The 17,859-nt window shown below is 73.7% G+C and carries 18 protein-coding genes; 13 read left to right on the top strand and 5 right to left on the bottom strand.

What is annotated here, in order from left to right; translation table 11 throughout:
• The first annotated feature begins 171 nt into the window (after positions 1 to 171).
• The 4 genes from ACFTZA_RS04270 (at position 172) to ACFTZA_RS04285 (ending at position 3,107) form a co-directional block, all read left to right on the top strand.
• Entirely contained in the window at positions 172 to 1,371 is a 1,200-nt protein-coding gene (locus tag ACFTZA_RS04270; RefSeq protein WP_378191121.1) for a phosphoglycerate kinase, read from the top strand.
• Positions 1,372 to 1,443: 72 nt separating this feature from the next.
• Positions 1,444 to 2,235, top strand: a complete 792-nt coding sequence (gene tpiA, locus ACFTZA_RS04275) for a triose-phosphate isomerase (protein WP_378191123.1) — start codon at positions 1,444 to 1,446, stop codon at positions 2,233 to 2,235.
• A gap of 180 nt (positions 2,236 to 2,415) precedes the next feature.
• A complete protein-coding gene (gene secG, locus ACFTZA_RS04280; protein ID WP_378191125.1) occupies positions 2,416 to 2,658 on the top strand; it encodes a preprotein translocase subunit SecG in 243 nt (80 codons plus the stop codon).
• Between the two features lie 101 nt (positions 2,659 to 2,759).
• Positions 2,760 to 3,107, top strand: a complete 348-nt coding sequence (locus ACFTZA_RS04285; RefSeq protein WP_378191128.1) for an RNA polymerase-binding protein RbpA — start codon at positions 2,760 to 2,762, stop codon at positions 3,105 to 3,107.
• Between the two features lie 48 nt (positions 3,108 to 3,155).
• On the opposite strand, the gene pgl is transcribed toward ACFTZA_RS04285, so the two are convergent.
• The 5 genes from pgl to tkt form a co-directional block, all read right to left on the bottom strand.
• Complete coding sequence (pgl, locus tag ACFTZA_RS04290; protein ID WP_378191130.1) at positions 3,156 to 3,923, bottom strand: 6-phosphogluconolactonase; 768 nt, start codon at positions 3,921 to 3,923, stop codon at positions 3,156 to 3,158.
• Entirely contained in the window at positions 3,920 to 4,837 is a 918-nt protein-coding gene (gene opcA, locus ACFTZA_RS04295; RefSeq protein ID WP_378191132.1) for a glucose-6-phosphate dehydrogenase assembly protein OpcA, read from the bottom strand. Before opcA ends, pgl begins: the two co-directional genes overlap by 4 nt.
• Before the next feature lie 94 nt (positions 4,838 to 4,931).
• Complete coding sequence (zwf, locus tag ACFTZA_RS04300) at positions 4,932 to 6,473, bottom strand: glucose-6-phosphate dehydrogenase (RefSeq protein ID WP_378191134.1); 1,542 nt, start codon at positions 6,471 to 6,473, stop codon at positions 4,932 to 4,934.
• Positions 6,474 to 6,580: 107 nt separating this feature from the next.
• Positions 6,581 to 7,723 carry a transaldolase gene (tal, locus tag ACFTZA_RS04305; RefSeq protein ID WP_378191136.1) on the bottom strand — a complete coding sequence of 381 codons (1,143 nt, stop codon included), beginning with the start codon at positions 7,721 to 7,723 and terminating at the stop codon, positions 6,581 to 6,583.
• A gap of 131 nt (positions 7,724 to 7,854) precedes the next feature.
• Positions 7,855 to 10,017 (bottom strand): transketolase, encoded by a 2,163-nt coding sequence (gene tkt / locus ACFTZA_RS04310; protein WP_378191139.1) that lies wholly within the window; start codon positions 10,015 to 10,017, stop codon positions 7,855 to 7,857.
• Between the two features lie 331 nt (positions 10,018 to 10,348).
• Here tkt and ACFTZA_RS04315 point away from each other — a divergent pair, with 331 nt between their 5' ends.
• The 9 genes from ACFTZA_RS04315 to ACFTZA_RS04355 all read left to right on the top strand — a co-directional run bounded on the left by ACFTZA_RS04315 (position 10,349) and on the right by ACFTZA_RS04355 (position 17,788).
• Positions 10,349 to 11,365: a heme o synthase gene (locus ACFTZA_RS04315; protein WP_378191141.1), complete on the top strand. Its 1,017-nt coding sequence runs from the start codon at positions 10,349 to 10,351 to the stop codon at positions 11,363 to 11,365.
• Between the two features lie 22 nt (positions 11,366 to 11,387).
• A complete protein-coding gene (gene xerD, locus ACFTZA_RS04320; RefSeq protein ID WP_378191143.1) occupies positions 11,388 to 12,350 on the top strand; it encodes a site-specific tyrosine recombinase XerD in 963 nt (320 codons plus the stop codon).
• Between the two features lie 118 nt (positions 12,351 to 12,468).
• Positions 12,469 to 13,338, top strand: a complete 870-nt coding sequence (locus tag ACFTZA_RS04325) for a ParA family protein (RefSeq protein WP_378191433.1) — start codon at positions 12,469 to 12,471, stop codon at positions 13,336 to 13,338.
• The gene (locus ACFTZA_RS04330) at positions 13,322 to 14,248 is read left to right on the top strand and encodes a segregation and condensation protein A (RefSeq protein WP_378191146.1); all 927 of its coding nucleotides are present in this window, start codon (positions 13,322 to 13,324) and stop codon (positions 14,246 to 14,248) included. Before ACFTZA_RS04325 ends, ACFTZA_RS04330 begins: the two co-directional genes overlap by 17 nt.
• The gene (locus ACFTZA_RS04335; protein ID WP_378191149.1) at positions 14,245 to 14,949 is read left to right on the top strand and encodes an SMC-Scp complex subunit ScpB; all 705 of its coding nucleotides are present in this window, start codon (positions 14,245 to 14,247) and stop codon (positions 14,947 to 14,949) included. Before ACFTZA_RS04330 ends, ACFTZA_RS04335 begins: the two co-directional genes overlap by 4 nt.
• Complete coding sequence (locus ACFTZA_RS04340) at positions 14,946 to 15,872, top strand: pseudouridine synthase (protein WP_378191150.1); 927 nt, start codon at positions 14,946 to 14,948, stop codon at positions 15,870 to 15,872. The genes ACFTZA_RS04335 and ACFTZA_RS04340 overlap by 4 nt, the downstream gene beginning before the upstream one ends.
• Before the next feature lie 64 nt (positions 15,873 to 15,936).
• Complete coding sequence (gene aroH, locus ACFTZA_RS04345; RefSeq protein ID WP_378191152.1) at positions 15,937 to 16,299, top strand: chorismate mutase; 363 nt, start codon at positions 15,937 to 15,939, stop codon at positions 16,297 to 16,299.
• Positions 16,296 to 17,039 carry a (d)CMP kinase gene (gene cmk / locus ACFTZA_RS04350; protein WP_378191154.1) on the top strand — a complete coding sequence of 248 codons (744 nt, stop codon included), beginning with the start codon at positions 16,296 to 16,298 and terminating at the stop codon, positions 17,037 to 17,039. The genes aroH and cmk overlap by 4 nt, the downstream gene beginning before the upstream one ends.
• Positions 17,036 to 17,788 (top strand): lysophospholipid acyltransferase family protein, encoded by a 753-nt coding sequence (locus tag ACFTZA_RS04355; RefSeq protein ID WP_378191156.1) that lies wholly within the window; start codon positions 17,036 to 17,038, stop codon positions 17,786 to 17,788. Before cmk ends, ACFTZA_RS04355 begins: the two co-directional genes overlap by 4 nt.
• The last annotated feature ends 71 nt before the right edge of the window (positions 17,789 to 17,859 follow it).

Raw genomic sequence — 17,859 nt, forward strand, 5'->3', positions numbered from 1 at the left:
CCCTATTTACTATTCGTCAAAATAGCTCATAATACCTACTATTATAAATGTTCGAACATCAAAAAGTAATAGTATATACAAACAATTACTCCAATTGTACAGGCCATGTCTTGACCGTGCCGGCACGATGCCCGCGCGCCGCACGACGGCGACCGAACCGTAGGAGACCGCATGAAGACCATCGACGACCTGGGCGACCTGCGCGGCAAGCGCGTGCTGGTCCGCTCGGACTTCAACGTCCCGCTCGACGGGGCGACCATCACGGACGACGGCCGCATCCGGGCCGCCCTGCCCACGCTGAAGAAGCTCACCGACGCGGGCGCGAAGGTCGTCGTCACGGCGCACCTCGGCCGGCCGAAGGGCGAGCCCGACCCGAAGTACTCCCTCGCTCCCGTCGCCGCGCGACTCGGCGAGCTGCTCGGCGTGCCCGTGCACCTCGCGGAGGACGTCGTCGGGCCGTCCGCGCAGTCCACGGTCGAGGCCCTCGGGGAGGGCGAGGTCGCCCTGCTCGAGAACATCCGCTTCGACGCGCGCGAGACGTCGAAGGACGAGACGGAGCGCCAGGCGCTCGCCCGCGAGCTCGCCGGCTTCGCCGACGCGTTCGTCTCGGACGGGTTCGGCGTGGTCCACCGCAAGCAGGCGTCGGTCTACGACGTCGCGCAGGCGCTGCCCGCCGCGGTCGGTGAGCTCGTCCTCAAGGAGGTCGACTCGCTCAAGCGGGCGACCGAGGACCCCGAGCGTCCGTACGCGGTCGTGCTCGGCGGGTCGAAGGTCTCCGACAAGCTCGGGGTCATCGCGAACCTGCTCACCAAGGCCGACCGCCTCCTCATCGGCGGCGGCATGGTGTTCACGTTCCTCGCGGCGAAGGGTCACCAGGTCGGCAAGTCGCTGCTCGAGGCCGACCAGATCGACACCGTCAAGGGCTACCTCGCGGACGCCGAGAAGAACGGCGTGGAGATCGTCCTGCCGACGGACGTCGTCGTGGCGGAGGCCTTCGCGGCCGACTCGCCGCACGAGGTCGTCGCGGCGGACGCGATCCCCGAGGACAAGATCGGCCTCGACATCGGCCCCGCCTCGAGCGAGCTGTTCGCGAGCAAGATCGCGGACGCGCGGACCGTCGTCTGGAACGGCCCCATGGGCGTGTTCGAGTTCGACGCGTTCGCGGGCGGCACGCGCGCCGTCGCGCAGGCGCTCGTCGACGCGACCGCCGGGGGCGCGTTCACGATCGTCGGCGGCGGCGACTCCGCGGCCGCCGTGCGCATCCTCGGGTTCGACGAGGCCGGCTTCAGCCACATCTCCACCGGTGGCGGCGCCAGCCTCGAGTTCCTCGAGGGCAAGGACCTGCCGGGCATCTCGGTCCTCGAGGCCTGAGACCCGCACCGACCGAGCGCGCCGCCCCGTCACCGCGGGGCGGCGCGTCCCACGAAGAGAGAAGACGACACCGTGGCGAACCGCACCCCGCTCATGGCGGGCAACTGGAAGATGAACCTGGACCACCACCAGGCGACGCACACCGTGCAGAAGCTGGCGTGGACCCTCAAGGACGCCAAGCACGACTACTCGACCGTCGAGGTCGCCGTGCTCCCGCCGTTCACCGACCTGCGCTCCGTGCAGACCCTCGTGGACGCCGACAAGCTCGAGCTGCGCTTCGGCGCCCAGGACGTGTCCGCGCACGCCGAGGGCGCGTACACCGGGGAGATCTCCGCCTCGATGCTCGCCAAGCTCGGCGTCACGTACGTGGCGGTCGGGCACTCCGAGCGCCGTGAGTACCACGGGGAGTCCGACGCGCTGGTCAACGAGAAGATCGTGGCGGCCGTCGGCCAGGGTCTCGCGCCGATCCTCTGCGTGGGCGAAGGGCTGGACGTGCGCAAGGCGGGCGACCAGATCCGCCACACCCTCGCGCAGGTCGAGGGCGCGCTCGCGAACATCCCCGCCCCGCAGATCGCCGACCTCGTCATCGCGTACGAGCCCGTCTGGGCCATCGGCACCGGTGAGGTCGCCACGCCGGAGGACGCTCAGGAGGTGTGCGGAGCGATCCGTGGCGCGCTGGGCGACCTCTACGACGCCGACTTCGCCGCCTCCACCCGTGTGCTGTACGGCGGCTCGGTGAAGTCCTCGAACGTGGCCGCGATCATGGCGCAGCCCGACGTCGACGGCGCGCTCGTCGGCGGTGCGAGCCTCGACCCCGAGGAGTTCGCCAAGATCGTGCGCTACCAGGCGCACGCCGGCGCCTGACGCTCCGCAACCCTCCGCCCCTGCGGCCCGGTCGAGCGACCGGGCCGCAGGGGTTGGCCGCGGCGCCCCCGCGTCGCCTACTCTTGTCCCTTGTGCGGCAGGCCACGTCCCGTCGCACGACAACCGTGCGGTCGACCTCGATGCACCGTCGAGCCGGCCCTGAGCTTCAAGGACGTACTCGTGGACGCGCTGCGCATCATCCTCCAGGTCCTGCTGGTCCTCACCAGCGCCTTCCTCACCCTGCTCGTGCTCATGCACAAGGGCAAGGGCGGTGGGCTGTCCGACATGTTCGGCGGCGGGGTCTCGACCTCGGTGGGCAGCTCCGGCGTCGCCGAGCGCAACCTCAACCGCATCACGGTGACGTTCGCGGTCGTGTGGACCGTCGTCATCGTCCTGCTGGGACTGATCCAGAAGGTGAGCTGAGGCGCCGCCCCCTGCGGGGCGGTGTCCGACCGGCGCGAGGGGAAGCGCCGTCCGTAACGGACCGGGTGCCCGTCGGTGGCACGCAGGACGGGGGAGTGCACGTGGCAGGTGGAAACGCGATCCGTGGGTCGCGCGTGGGTGCAGGGCCTCTCGGGGAGACCGAGCGGGGCGAGGTGGCTCCGCGGTTCCGGGTGTCGTACTGGTGCGCGAACGGGCACGAGACGCGTCCGAGCTTCTCCTCCGAGGCGGACATCGAGGCGCCCGAGACGTGGGACTGCCCGCGGTGCGGGTTCCCCGCCGGTCGGGATCGTGAGCACCCGCCGTCGCCCGCACGGAACGAGCCCTACAAGACCCACCTGGCGTACGTGAAGGAGCGGCGCTCCGACGCGGACGGGGTGGCGATCCTCGACGAGGCCCTCGCAGCGCTGCGCGCGCGTCGCGGTCGCTGACCTCCGCCCACGACCGCGACGACGCTTCTCCGCTCTGGGAGACGCTTCTCAGCGCTGCGCGGCGGACCCGTCCGTCCCGGCGGCGGCCGCGTCGACGAGCCACAGCGTGCGCCCGGTCCCGGCGACCCCCGCGGCGGGCGTCGCGTGCACGTCCGCGCCGCCGAGAGCCGAAGCCACCGCGGGTGCCTTCTCCGCACCGGCCGCGACCACCCACACCTGACGGGCCTGGGCAAGAGCCTCGAACGTCAGTGTGACCCGCTCCGGCGGAGGCTTCGGCGAGCCGTGGACGCCGGCTGTCGGGACGCCGGTCACGTCCAGACCCGGGTGTCCCGGGAACAGGGACGCGACGTGCCCGTCGGGCCCCATCCCGAGGAGCAGCACGTCGAAGGGCGGCACGGTCGCGCCGGCGGGCGCGTACACGGCGAGCTCGCCGGCGTAGGTCGTCGCGGACTCCTCCGGAGTCGCCGCCGCGTCGGCCGCGGGCATCGGGTGCACGTTCGCGGCCGGGAGCGGGGACAGCGCGTCGAGCAGGGCCTCGCGGGCCTGCGTCTCGTTGCGCTCGCCGTCGCCCGCCGGCAGGAACCGCTCGTCGCCCCACCACAGGTGTACGCCGGTCCAGTCGATCGCGTCGCGCGCCGGGTGGCGCGAGAGCGCCGCGAGGCTCGCGACGCCGACCGTGCCACCGGTGAGGACCACGTGGACCGGGCGCCGCACCGACTGCGCGTCGAGGAGCTCCGTGACGAGCCGCGACGCCACGGCCTCGGCGAGCACCGTGGCGTCGGGGTGCACGACGACCTGCCGAGCGGCGGCGGTCACGCGTCCACCTTCGTGAGACCGCGCGTCAGCACGTTCCCGTAGACCTCGTCGGGGTCGAGGCGGCGCAGCTCCTCGATGAGGGACTCGCTGAGCGTCCGGATCGGCAGCGCGACGCGTCGGTCGGGCTTCCCGGGCTGGCTGATCGTGACGATCCGGCCGTCGGGGCGGTCGAGGACGATCGGGCCGCTGCGACGCTCGAGCGTGACGCGGGTGATCGCCTCGGCACCGTCCTTGCGGACGATCCTCGCCGGGCAGCGCAGCCGCTCGCCGAGCCAGGCCGCGAGGAGGTCGAGCGAGGTGTGCCGCGCCTGGCCCTCCACCACGACGTCGGTCACCGGGTCGAACGGCGGCTGGTCGAGCGCCGCGGCGATGAGACCACGCCACAGCGTGACCCGCGCCCACGCGAGGTCGGAGTCGCCCGGGCCGTACGTCGCGGCGAGGGACGCGAGCGTCGCCTCGGGGTCCTGTGCCGTGATGGAGTCGGTGATGCGGCGCTGCGCCATCCGGCCGACGGGGTGGTCGTCCGGCGCCGCCGGGGGCTGTCCCGGCCACCACACCACGATCGGGGCGTCGGGCAGGAGCAGCGGCATGACGAGCGTGTCGGTGTGCTCGAGCATCGGGCCGGAGGCGCGGAGCACGACCACCTCGGACGCGCCCGCGTCGCCACCGACGCGGATCTGGGCGTCCAGCCCCGTCGCGGACTCGCGCGACGCGGGGGCGACCACGACGACACGGCAGGGGTGCTCGCGGCTCGCGTCGTTCGCGGCCTCGATGGACGTCTCGACGTCCGCCTCCTCGGCCATGATCACGAGGGTCAGGACACGACCGAGGGCGATCGCGCCGCCCTCGTCACGGAGCCGGACGAGCCTCTTGTTGACGGCGTTCGTCGTGGTACCGGGCAGGTCGATGATCATCGCGGGGTCCTCCCCGGTCGGGTGCTGGAGGTGCGCAGGTCGGGTCGGGCGGGTCGGTCTCCGGCGTCGCGGGCAGCGGACCGACGGCGCGCCGTCACGGTCGCCGCCACGTGCGGCCGTCGCGCGCGAGCATCTCGTCGGCGGAGGCGGGCCCCCAGGTACCCGACCGGTACGGCTCGGGCGTGCCCTTGGCCGCCCAGTGCGCAGTGATCGGGTCGAGGATCTTCCAGGACAGCTCGACCTCCTCGCGCGTGGGGAACAGCGGCGGGTCGCCGAGCAGCACGTCGAGGATGAGACGCTCGTAGGCCTCGGGGGAGGACTCGGTGAACGAGTGCCCGTACCCGAAGTCCATCGTCACGTCGCGCACCTCCATGGCGGTGCCCGGCACCTTGGCGCCGAAGCGCATCGTCACGCCCTCGTCGGGCTGGACGCGGATGACGAGCGCGTTGTTGCCCAGCTCGGAGGCCTGCGAGCTCTCGAACGGCAGGTGCGGAGCCTTCTTGAACACGACCGCGACCTCGGTGACGCGGCGGCCCAGCCGCTTGCCGGTGCGCAGGTAGAACGGCACGCCCGCCCAGCGGCGGTTGTCGACGTCCACGCGCACCGCGGCGTACGTCTCGGTCGCCGAGTCCGCCGGGATCCCGTCCTCGTCGAGGAACCCGATGACCTCCTCGCCGCCCTGCCAGCCGGCGGTGTACTGGCCTCGCGCCGTGTGGCGCGACAGGTCGCGCGGCACGCGGACCGACGACAGCGCCTTGATCTTCTCGGCGCGCAGCGACGGCGCGTCGAAGGAGACCGGCTCCTCCATCGCCACGAGCGCGAGGAGCTGCAGCAGGTGGTTCTGGATGACGTCGCGCGCGGCGCCGATGCCGTCGTAGTAGCCGGCGCGCCCGCCGATGCCGATGTCCTCCGCCATCGTGATCTGGACGTGGTCGACGTAGTGCGCGTTCCAGATCGGCTCGAACATCTGGTTCGCGAAGCGCAGGGCGAGGAGGTTCTGGACCGTCTCCTTGCCGAGGTAGTGGTCGATGCGGAACACCGCGTCGGGCGGGAACACCTCGGACACGACGGCGTCGAGCTCGCGCGCGCTCTCGAGGTCGTGGCCGAACGGCTTCTCGATGACGACGCGTCGCCAGGCGTCGCCCTCGGACCTCGACAGGCCGGACTCGGCGAGCTGGCGGCACACGACCGGGAAGCCGCTCGGGGGCACGGACAGGTAGAAGGCGTGGTTGCCGCCGGTGCCGCGCTCGGCGTCGAGCGTCTCGACGGTCTCGCGCAGGCGCTCGAACGCGTCGTCGTCGTCGAACGTCCCCTGGACGAACCGGATCCCCTCGGCGAGCTGGCGCCAGGTGGCCTCGCGGAACGGGGTGCGCGCGTGCTCCTTGACGGCGTCGTGCACCACCTGGGCGAAGTCCTGGTCCTCCCAGTCGCGTCGCGCGAAGCCGGTGAGGGCGAAGCCGGGCGGGAGCAGGCCACGGTTCGCGAGGTCGTACACCGCGGGCATGAGCTTCTTGCGCGCGAGGTCCCCCGTCACGCCGAAGATGACGAGCCCGCACGGCCCGGCGATCCGGGGCAGCCGCAGGTCGGAGGGGTCGCGCAGGGGGTTGTGCTCTGCCGAGATCTTCGCCGGTCTCACCTGATGGCACCGTTCCGTTCGAGGGGGTGGGGAGTTCTGAGGCGTGCCGCGACGCGAGGAGCGCCGCGGCACGCCGGTGCGGGGCTGCCCGCGTGGCAGGACGGGCGTCAGCTGCGTCCGGCGACGTCGCGCAGACCGCCTGCGGTCGTCTCGAGGAGCTCGGTCCAGCTGTCCTCGAACTTGCGCACGCCCTCGCGCTCCAGCTCGTGGGTCACCTCGGTCATCGAGACGCCGAAGGACTCCACGGCCTCGATCGTGCGGCGAGCCGCGCCGATGCCGTCGACCACCGTGTCACCGGTGACGGTGCCGTGGTCGGCGAACGCCTGCAGCGTGCCCTCGGGCATCGTGTTCACGACGCCGTCCGTGACCAGCTCGGACACGTACATCGTGTCGGGGTACTCGGGGTTCTTCACCCCGGTGGACGCCCACAGCGGCCGCTGCGGGCGGGCGCCGGCGGCGGCGAGCGCGCGCCAGCGGTCGGTGCCCACGAACTCCTGGTACGCCTCGAAGGCGAGCCGGGCGTTGGCGATGGCCGCACGGCCGCGCAGGTCGAGCGCCTCGGGGGTGCCCACCTTCTCCAGCGCCGTGTCCACCGCGCTGTCGACGCGCGAGACGAAGAACGAGGCGACGGAGCCGATCGGGGCGAGCTCGTGGCCCGCGTCGCGGGCCTGCTCCAGCCCGGACGCGAACGCGTCCATCACCGCGCGGTAGCGCTCGAGGGAGAAGATGAGCGTCACGTTGACGCTGATGCCCTTCGCCAGCGTCTGCGTGATCGCCTCGAGCCCGGGGAGCGTGGCGGGGATCTTGATGTAGACGTTGGGCCGGTCGATCGTGCGCCACAGGCGCTCGGCGACCTCGACGGTGGCCGAGGCGTCCTGGTCCGCCAGGCGCGGGTCGACCTCGATGGACACGCGCCCGTCGACGCCGTCCGTCGCGTCGTAGACCGGACGCAGCAGGTCCGCGGCGGCGCGGACGTCGTCGGTCGTGATGGTCTCGACGGCGGCCTCGACGGCCTTCTCGTCCGTGCCGTGGCGTGCCAGGTCGGCCAGCTGCGCGTCGTACGCGTCGCCCTTCGCGAGGGCCGAGGCGAAGATCGTGGGGTTCGTCGTGACGCCGACGACGCCGCGCTCGGCGACGAGGTCGGCGAGGTTGCCGGTGCGCAGCCGTTCGCGCGACAGGTCGTCGAGCCAGATGGACACACCCGCCTGGCGGAGCTGCTCGATGGGGCCGGGGACGGTGGTCTGCGTCATCAGGGGTCCTCTCGTCGTGCCTCGAGATGGGCCGGGACGCGTCGGTCCCGGTGTGCGCGCTCGGGCGTCCCGTCGCGCCGCGGGCCGGGGTGGGGCACCGTACCGGGCCCCACCCCGGAATCTACGATCGGTCAGTCGACGTCGCCAGTGCCGCCCTCCGCGAGCTTCGCGGGGCCGCCGGGCGTGTCGCCGCCGCGGGCGGCGGCGATCGACTCGCGGGCCGCCGACGCGACGGCCTCGGCCGTGATGCCGAACTCCCGGTACAGCACCTTGTAGTCGGCGGACGCGCCGTAGTGCTCGATGCCGACGGTGCGGCCGGCGTCGCCGACGAGCTCGCGCCAGCCCTGCGCGACGCCCGCCTCGACGGACACGCGCGCCCGCACGGACGCCGGCAGGACCGACTCGCGGTACCCCTCGTCCTGGAGGTCGTACCACTCGCGGCTCGGCAGCGAGACGACGCGCGCCCGGACGCCGTCGGCGGCGAGGAGCTCGCGCGCCTCGACGGCGAGCTGGACCTCGGATCCGGTGCCGATGAGGATCACGTCGGGCGTGCCCTCGGTGTCGAGCAGCACGTAACCGCCCCGGGCGGTGCCCGACGCGTCGGCGTAGCCCTCGGTGCCGCGCGGGAACGTGGGCACGCCCTGGCGCGTGAGGATCAGGCCGGCGGGACGCTCGGTCGTCTCGAGGATGGTGCGCCACGCCCAGGCGACCTCGTTCGCGTCGGCCGGACGCACGACGTCGAGACCGGGGATGGCGCGCAGCGCCGCGAGGTGCTCGATCGGCTGGTGCGTCGGACCGTCCTCGCCCAGGCCGATCGAGTCGTGCGTCCACACGAACGTCGTCGGGATCTGCATGAGGGCCGCGAGACGCACGGCCGGGCGCATGTAGTCGGAGAACGTGAGGAACGTGCCGCCGTAGGCGCGCGTGCCGCCGTGGAGCACGATCCCGTTGAGGATCGAGCCCATCGCGTGCTCACGGATGCCGAAGTGCAGCGTGCGCCCGTACTCGTTGCCCGGGAACTTCTTCGTGGCGTGCTCCTGCGGCACGAACGACGGCTCGCCGTCCATGGTCGTGTTGTTCGACCCGGCGAGGTCGGCGGAACCGCCCCACAGCTCGGGGAGCACGTCCTTGAGCGCCGTGAGCACCTTGCCCGACGCCGCACGCGTCGCCACGGCCTTGCCCGCCTCGAACGTCGGCAGCGCGTCCTGCCACCCGGCCGCCAGCTCGCGGCGGGCGAGGCGGTCGAGGAGCTCCGCGCCCTGCGGGTTGGCGGTCTTCCACGCCTCGAAGGCGGTGTCCCACGCGCCGCGGCGGTCCGACTGGCGCTCGGCCACCGAGCGCGTGTGCGCGAGCACGTCGTCGTCGATCGCGAACGTCGCCTCGGGGTCCAGGCCGAGCTCGATCTTGAGGCCGCGCACCTCGTCGGCGCCCATGGCCGAGCCGTGGATGCCGCCGGTGTTCTGCTTGGTCGGGGAGGGCCAGCCGATGATCGTGCGCAGCGCGATGATCGACGGCTTGCCCGTCTCCGTGCGCGCGGACTCGAGCGCCGCCGCGAGGGCGTCGACGTCCTCGCCGTACCCGGTCCCGCCGTTCGTCCAGTCGACGCGCTGGGTGTGCCAGCCGTACGCCTCGTAGCGCGCGAGGACGTCCTCGGTGAACGCGATGTCGGTGTCGTCCTCGATGGAGATCTTGTTGTCGTCCCAGATCACCACGAGGTTGCCGAGCTGCTGGTGGCCGGCGAGCGACGACGCCTCGGAGGTCACGCCCTCCTGCAGGTCGCCGTCGGAGGCGATGACGTACACGTTGTGGTCGAACGGCGACTCGCCGGGCGCGGCGTTGGGGTCGAGGAGCCCGCGCTCGCGCCGGGCGGCGAACGCCATGCCGACGGCCGACGCCAGGCCCTGGCCGAGCGGGCCCGTGGTGATCTCCACGCCCCGGGTGTGCTTGTACTCCGGGTGGCCGGGGGTCTTCGAGCCCCACGTGCGCAGCGCCGCGAGGTCGTCCATCTCGAGGCCGTAGCCCGCGAGGAACAGCTGGAGGTACAGCGTGAGCGACGAGTGGCCGGCCGAGAGCACGAACCGGTCGCGGCCGACCCAGTGCTCGTCCGCCGGGTCGTGGCGCATGACCTTCTGGAAGAGCATGTACGCCGCGGGAGCCAACGAGATGGCGGTGCCGGGGTGGCCGTTGCCGACCTTCTCCACGGCGTCGGCGGCGAGCGCCTTGATCGACCTGACGGCCCGGTCGTCCAGGTCCGTCCAGTCCAGGGGCGTGTGAGCAGGGGACAACGCGTTCACCGAACCTCATTCCCGTCCGGAGCGCGCGGCCCCGGATCCTCGCGACATCTCGAAGCAGGCCGTCGGACGACCCCGGCGGGGCCGGCCGTCCGAGCGTGTCGCGCGTCCCCGTCGAGCGGGCGCAGCGGCACGGCCTGGCCTGCGCCGTCCAGCCTATACGCGTCGTGCCCGCGCGCCCGGCGGGTGCCCACGTGGTGGATCCCGGTCGGATCTCACACCGCCCGCGGGCGGGTGCGGACGGTGCGCGGGCAGGGGGCGACGTACGATGAGCAGCGGACGGACGGCGGTCCGCCCCAGCTCGCCCCCACCTCAGAACGGAACACCGAAGCGCGTGCACACCACGAGCCAGGCACCGATCGACGGCACCCGCGTCCCGTCGCGCTCCGCACCGACCTCCGGGTCGGCCGCCGCGGCGACGGCTCCTGCGTCGGCTCCCGGTGACCGCGCGGGCGCGGGGACGCGCGGGTGGAGGGCGCGGGTCGGCGCGTACGTCGCGCTGACGAAGCCGCGCATCATCGAGCTCCTGCTCGTCACGACGCTGCCGACGATGATCCTCGCCGAGGGCGGGATGCCCGGGCTGTGGCTCGTGCTCGCCACGCTCGTGGGCGGTGCGCTCGCGGCGGGGTCGGCGAACGCCTACAACTGCTACCTCGACCGTGACATCGACGAGGTCATGAACCGCACCAAGCGGCGCCCGCTCGTCACGGGAGAGGTCACACCGCGCGCGGCTCTCGTGTTCGCGACCGCCCTCGGCGTCGTGTCCCTCGTGTGGTTCGCGGTGCTGGTCAACGCGGTGGCGGCCTGGCTGACGTTCGCGGCCATCGCGATCTACGTCGTGGGTTACACGATGATCCTCAAGCGCCGCACACCGCAGAACATCGTCTGGGGCGGCATCGCGGGGTGCATGCCCGTCTTCATCGGCTGGTCCGCGGTCACCGGGTCGCTGAGCTGGGCGGCCGTGGCGCTGTTCCTCGTCATCTTCTTCTGGACTCCGCCGCACTACTGGCCGCTGTCGATGAAGTTCAAGCGCGACTACGCCACCGCGGGCGTGCCGATGCTCCCGGTCGTCGCGGACGACCGCCGGGTCGCGCGGGAGATGATCGTCTACGGGCTCGCGATGGTGGCGTCCTCGCTCGCGCTGTGGCCGCTGGCCGGCATGACCTGGTTCTACGGCGTGGTCGCGACCGCCCTGGGCGCCTGGTTCATGGTCTCGTGCGTGACGATGCTGCGCCGCGCCAAGGACCCCTCGCGCGGCAAGATCGGTGCGATGAAGGTGTTCCACGCGTCCATCACCTACCTCACCCTCCTGTTCGTCGCGGTCGCGGTCGACGTCTTCCTGCCCTGGTGAGCGCGGTGGCGGGACGGCGCCGGTGAGCGGTTCCACGGGGCCCACGACCAGCGTGCCCGGCGCCCTCGACCGCGCAGCGCGCGAGTACCTCGCGCACCTCGCCGTCGAGCGCGGGCTGTCCGCCAACACGGTCGCGGCCTACCGGCGCGACCTCACCCGCTACGTGGCGTTCCTCGCGGCGCGCGGCAACCACGCCGTGCGCGACGTCGCCCCCGACGACGTGTCCGCGTACGTCACCGCCCTGCGCACCGGGTCCGACGGCGGGGCGAGCCTCTCGCCGTCGTCCACGGCACGGTCCGTGGCCGCGGTGCGCGGGTGGCACCGGTTCTGCACGGCGGAGGGGCTCGCCGAGTCCGACGCGTCCGCGGACGCGCGCCCGCCGTCGCAGGGCAAGCGGCTGCCCAAGGCGATCTCCACCGACGAGGTCGAGCGCATCCTCGAGGCGGCGAGCGCGGGCGACGGTCCGGCGCCGCTGCGCGACCGAGCGCTGCTCGAGCTCGTGTACTCCACGGGTGCGCGCATCTCCGAGGCGGTGAGCCTCGACGTCGACGACCTCGACGTGACCGGCGGCGCGGTGCGCCTGCTCGGCAAGGGCGGCAAGGAGCGCGTCGTGCCGGTCGGGTCGTTCGCACGGCGCGCGCTCGACGCGTACCTGGTGCGCGGACGACCGGGCCTGGCCGCGAGCGGACGGGGCACCCCGGCCGTGTTCCTCAACACGCGCGGTGCGCGGCTGTCGCGGCAGAGCGCCTGGGCGGTGCTCCGCACGGCCGCCGAGCGGGCCGGCATCGACCGGCCGGAGCGCATCTCCCCGCACACCCTGCGCCACTCCTTCGCGACGCACCTCCTGGCGGGCGGCGCGGACGTGCGCGTCGTGCAGGAGCTGCTGGGTCACGCGTCGGTGACGACGACCCAGATCTACACCCTCGTGACGCCGGACACGCTGCGCGAGGTGTACACCGCCGCGCACCCTCGCGCGCTCGGCTGAGTCGCGCCACGCGGGGCCCGGAGGCGCGTGCCGCCGGGGGTCCTGCGATACCGTGGCGGACGTGAGCAGCCAGGCCGAGACACAGCACGAGACGGGCCCTGCGCCCGTCGACGTCCCGGTGACCTCGCCGGGCACCGCGGGGGAGGTCCGCACCGACGTCGTCGGTCGCCCCCTGCCCGAGTTCGCCGTGCCGGCCGCGCTCGCGACGCACGGGCCCGGCCGCATCATCGCGATGTGCAACCAGAAGGGCGGGGTCGGCAAGACGACGACCACGATCAACCTGGGTGCCGCGCTCGCGGAGTACGGGCGACGTGTGCTGCTGGTCGACTTCGACCCCCAGGGCGCCGCGTCGGTCGGCCTGGGGATCAACCCGCACGAGCTCGACCTGACCGTCTACAACCTGCTCATGGAGCGGGAGGTCGACATCCAGGACGTGCTCCAGCCCACCGAGGTCGACAACCTCGACGTGCTCCCGGCCAACATCGACCTCTCCGCGGCCGAGGTCCAGCTCGTCGGCGAGGTGGCCCGCGAGTCGGTGCTCTCGCGCGTCCTGCGGCCGGTCGTCGACGACTACGACGTGATCCTCGTCGACTGCCAGCCCTCGCTCGGGCTGCTGACCGTCAACGCGCTGACGGCCGCGCACGGCGTGCTCATCCCGCTCGAGTGCGAGTTCTTCGCGCTGCGCGGCGTCGCGCTGCTCGTCGAGACCATCGACAAGGTGCGCGACCGCCTCAACCCGCGCCTCGACGTGGACGGCATCCTCGCGACGATGTTCGACGCGCGGACCCTGCACTCGCGCGAGGTCGTGGCGCGCGTCCACGAGGCGTTCGGCGACAAGCTGCTGCAGACCGTCATCGGCCGCACGGTGAAGTTCCCCGACGCGTCCGTGGCCGCCGAGCCCATCACCGTGTACGCGCCGAACCACCCTGGCGCCCAGGCCTACCGGCAGCTCGCCCGGGAGCTGGTCGCCCGTGGCGACGCCGCCTGACGCGGCCGGGACGCCCGAGCACCGCGGCTTCGAGGTCCGGCTCGACAACTTCAACGGGCCGTTCGACCTCCTGCTGTCCCTCATCACCAAGCACCGGCTCGACATCACCGAGGTGGCGCTCGGCCGCGTGACGGACGACTTCATCGCCTACATCCGCGACGCCGAGCGCGCCGCCGAGGCGGCCCGCGCGGCCGGCGAGCCCCACCCCGGCTGGGACCTCGGCACGGCGAGCGAGTTCCTCGTCGTGGCGGCGACGCTGCTCGACCTCAAGGCGGCACGCCTCCTGCCGTCGGGCACCGTCGACGACGAGGACGACCTCGCGCTGCTCGAAGCGCGCGACCTGCTGTTCGTCCGGCTCCTGCAGTACCGCGCGTACAAGGACGTCGCGGGAGTGCTCGCGGAGCGGTTCGAGAACCAGGGACGCCGGTTCCCGCGCCTCGTGCAGCTCGAGCCGCACCTCGCGGCCCTGCTGCCCGAGCTCGTGTGGACGATGGGACCCGACCGGCTCGCGGCGCTCGCGGCCGGCGCCCTGGCGCCCAAGCCGCCGCCGCCCGGCGTCGACCTCGCGCACCTGCACGCGCCCGCGGTGAGCGTGCGCGAGCAGGCGGAGCTCGTGGCCGGGCACGTGCGGCGCCAGGGCGCGGCGACGTTCCGGGCGCTCGTCGCCGACGCGGGGGAGACGGTCGTGGTCGTCGCACGCTTCCTCGCGCTGCTCGAGCTGTTCCGCGAGGGCCTCGTGGGATTCGACCAGGTGACGCCGCTCGGAGAGCTCACCGTGCGCTGGGCGGGCGGCGACGACGAGGGCGTCCGCGGCGCCGGCAGCGGGTTCGACGAGCCCCGTCCGAGCGACGACGACGTCGAGAGCGCCGCGGCCCTGCCGTCCGGCGCGGAGGAGGAGGTCCCTGCGTGAACCAGCCCACGACGACGGCCGTCCCGGACGTGCACGACCTGCCCGGCGGCCTGCCCGCCGCGCTCGAGGCCGTGCTCATGGTCGTGGACGAGCCGGTGCCCGTGGTGGAGCTCGCCGCGGCGCTCGAGGTGCCGACCGACGAGGTGACCGCGGCCCTGCGGGCGCTCGCGGCCGAGTACCGGGGCGTCGACGGCGGGCGGCCGCGCGGGTTCGAGCTGCGCGAGGCGGGCGGCGGGTGGCGCGTGTACTCGGCGTCCGCGCACGCGGACGTCGTGAGCCGCTTCGTGCAGGCCGGGCAGACGGCCCGGCTCACGCAGGCGGCGTTGGAGACTCTCGCCGTCATCGCGTACCGTCAACCGGTCAGCCGCGGGCAGGTCTCCGCGGTGCGGGGCGTGAACGTCGACGGCGTGGTGCGCACGCTCGTCGCGCGCGGGCTCGTGGCCGAGGTCGGCCAGGACCCGCACACGGGCGCGGGCCTCTTCGGCACGACGGGGTACTTCCTCGAGCGGATGGGCTTCACGTCGCTCGACGAGCTACCGGCGCTCGCGCCGCACCTGCCGGGCATGGACGACCTCGAGGGCATCGACGGGCTCGCCGACCTGCGCGGAGGCCCGGGGCCCCGCCGGTCCCGTGACACGGACCGGCACACTCCCTCGGACGCCGCAGCGGCGCCCGAGGGCACGGACGAAGGACAGGGATGAGCACAGCAGACGGGCGGCGCGGCGGCAACGGTCCGCGACGGAGCGGGGACGGCCCGCGCCGGGGCGGCGACTCGCCGCGGGGACGTGGCGCGCAGCCGCGCGGTCGCGGCACGCAGCCGCGCGCCGGACGACCGCAGGGCGGGTCGCCGCGGCGCCGTCCCGCGCCCGCGCAGGAGCCGACGCACGACGTGCACGTCGAGGACGGCGTGCGCCTGCAGAAGGTGCTCGCGTCCGCCGGCCTCGGCTCGCGCCGCGCGTGCGAGGAGCTCATCGCGGCGGGGCGCGTGGAGGTCGACGGCGTCCGCGTGCGCGAGCTCGGCGTGCGGGTGGACCCGACCCGGGCCGTCGTGCACGTGGACGGCCTGCGTCTGCAGCTCGACACCTCGCGGGTGACGCTCGCGGTGAACAAGCCCCGCGGCGTGGTGTCGACGATGCACGACCCGGAGGGGCGCCCGTCGCTGGCGGACCTCGTCGCGGACCGGTCCGAGCGGCTGTTCCACGTGGGACGGCTCGACGCCGAGAGCGAGGGGCTGCTCCTGCTCACCAACGACGGCGAGCTCGCGAACCACCTCGCGCACCCGTCGCACGAGGTGGCGAAGACCTATCTCGTCACGGTGCGCGGCAAGGTGCCCGGGAACGTCGGGAACAAGTTCCTCCACGGCATCGAGCTCGAGGACGGCACCGTGCGCGCCGACGCCTACCGCGTCGTCGACCAGGTGCCCGATCAGACGATGGTCGAGGTCGTGCTGCACTCCGGACGCAACCGCGTCGTGCGCCGCATGTTCGAGGAGGTCGGGCACCCGGTGACGCGTCTCGTGCGGACCCGGATCGGGCCGATCGCGCTCGGGGACCTGCGCCCCGGCACCACGCGCGTGCTCGGCCGCACCGAGCTCGGCAGCCTCATGTCCGCCGTCGGGCTCTGACCCCTCCACCCCACCGACGGCCGGCCGCGTGGCCGGCGACGTCCCGCACGAAGGAGCACCACCCATGCCGGTCCGGGCGATCCGGGGCGCGACCCAGCTCGACGCCGACGAGCGCGACCACCTGTTCGCGCGCACGCGCGAGCTCGTGCAGGCCGTGCTCGACGCGAACGACGTCGACACCGCGGCCCTCATCTCGATCTTCTTCACGTGCACGCCCGACCTCGTGGCCGACTTCCCGGCGGCGGCGGCGCGCGAGATGGGGCTCGGCGACGTGCCGCTCATGTGCGCCACCGAGATCGCGGTGCCGGGCGCGCTGCCGCGCGTCGTGCGGCTCATGGCGCACGCGGACCTCGACGTCGCCCGTGCGGACGTGCAGCACGTCTACCTGCACGGCGCGACGGCGCTGCGCACGGACCTCGCGCAGTGAGCGCGGCCACGGGGGCGACGCCGCTGACGGTCGCGATCGACGGCCCGTCGGGGTCGGGCAAGTCCAGCGTCTCCAAGGGCGTGGCGCGCCGGCTCGGGCTGGCGTACCTCGACACGGGGGCGATGTACCGGGCGGCGACGTGGTGGTGCCTGCGCCGCGGCGAGGACCTGACGGACCAGACGGCGGTGGCGCACGCGGTCCGCGTCATGCCGCTCGTCATGGGGCTCGACCCGGCCGCGCCCTCCGTCCACGTGGACGGCGAGGACGTGGGGGAGGAGATCCGCACGACCGCGATCTCCACGGCCGTCAGTGCGGTCGCGACGAACCTCGACGTCCGCGCGGAGCTGCGCCGCCTCCAGCGCGCCGTCGTCGAGGCGGAGCGCGCACCCGGCGGGTTCTCCGCGGGACGCGGTGTCGTGGCCGAGGGGCGCGACATCACCACCGTGGTCGCCCCGGACGCGGACGTGCGCGTGCTCCTCACCGCGAGCGAGGAGGCGCGCCTCGCGCGCCGGTCGCTCGACGTGCACGGCACGGCCGACGCGGCGGCGGTCGAGGCGACGCGCGACCAGGTGCTGCGCCGCGACCGCGACGACTCGACCGTCTCGCAGTTCCAGGAGGCCGCCGACGGTGTCGTGACGGTCGACTCCTCCGAGCTCGACCTCGAGCAGACCGTCGAGGCCGTCCTCGCCGTCGTCGCGCACGTGACCGGGCGGGCGGTGACCCCGCGCCCTGCGCCGTGAGCGCGCCCGGCGCCGGTCCGTCGCCGACCGGCGCGCCGGACGTCCCGTCACCCGTCGGCCCGTCCTGGTCGCGGTGGGTCGGGCGGTTCCTCGCCCGTGTCGTCTGGGACACGCGTGTCCAGGGCGCCGACAACGTGCCGGTCGACGGACCGGTCGTCCTCGCGGCGAACCACACCGGCGTCGTCGACGGACCGGTGGTGCTCGGCGTCGCGCCGCGCCCGCTGCACGTGCTCGTCAAGGAGGAGATGTTCACCGGGCCGGTCGGGTGGGTGCTGCGCGCGGCGGGCCAGATCCCGGTCGACCGGCGCGGCGGCCGGCGCGCGCTCGCCGCGGGGCTCGGGGTGCTGCGGCGCGGCGGCGCCGTCGGTGTGTTCCCGGAGGGCAACCGAGGGCGGGGAGACGCCACGTCGGCGCGCGCCGGCGTGGCATGGCTCGCGCTCCAGGCGGGAGCGCCCGTCGTCCCGGTCGCGGTGCTCGGGACCCGGCGCACCGGCGAGAGCGTGAACCACGTGCCGGGACCGCGCCGACGCGTCGTCGTGCGGTTCGGCGAGCCCGTGGTGGTCGAGCGTGCGCCCGGCACGAGCGGCAAGCAGGCGCTCGAGCAGGCGAACGAGCGGGTGCGCACCGCGCTCGCCGGGCTCGTCGCCGACACGGTCGCGAGCACGGGACTCGCGCTGCCCCTGGACGGTCCCGCCGTCACGAGCCGGGCGGCGCCCCCTCGGCGCGACGGCGTGCCTGAGCAGGAGTAGGTTCCCGTAGCGCCGGGCCGTGGACGTCCCGGCGCCGTACCGCGCGACGACCCGGCACGGCCGCACGCGGA

This window comes from Cellulosimicrobium sp. NPDC057127, from assembly GCF_042670945.1.
Lineage (GTDB): Bacteria > Actinomycetota > Actinomycetes > Actinomycetales > Cellulomonadaceae > Cellulosimicrobium.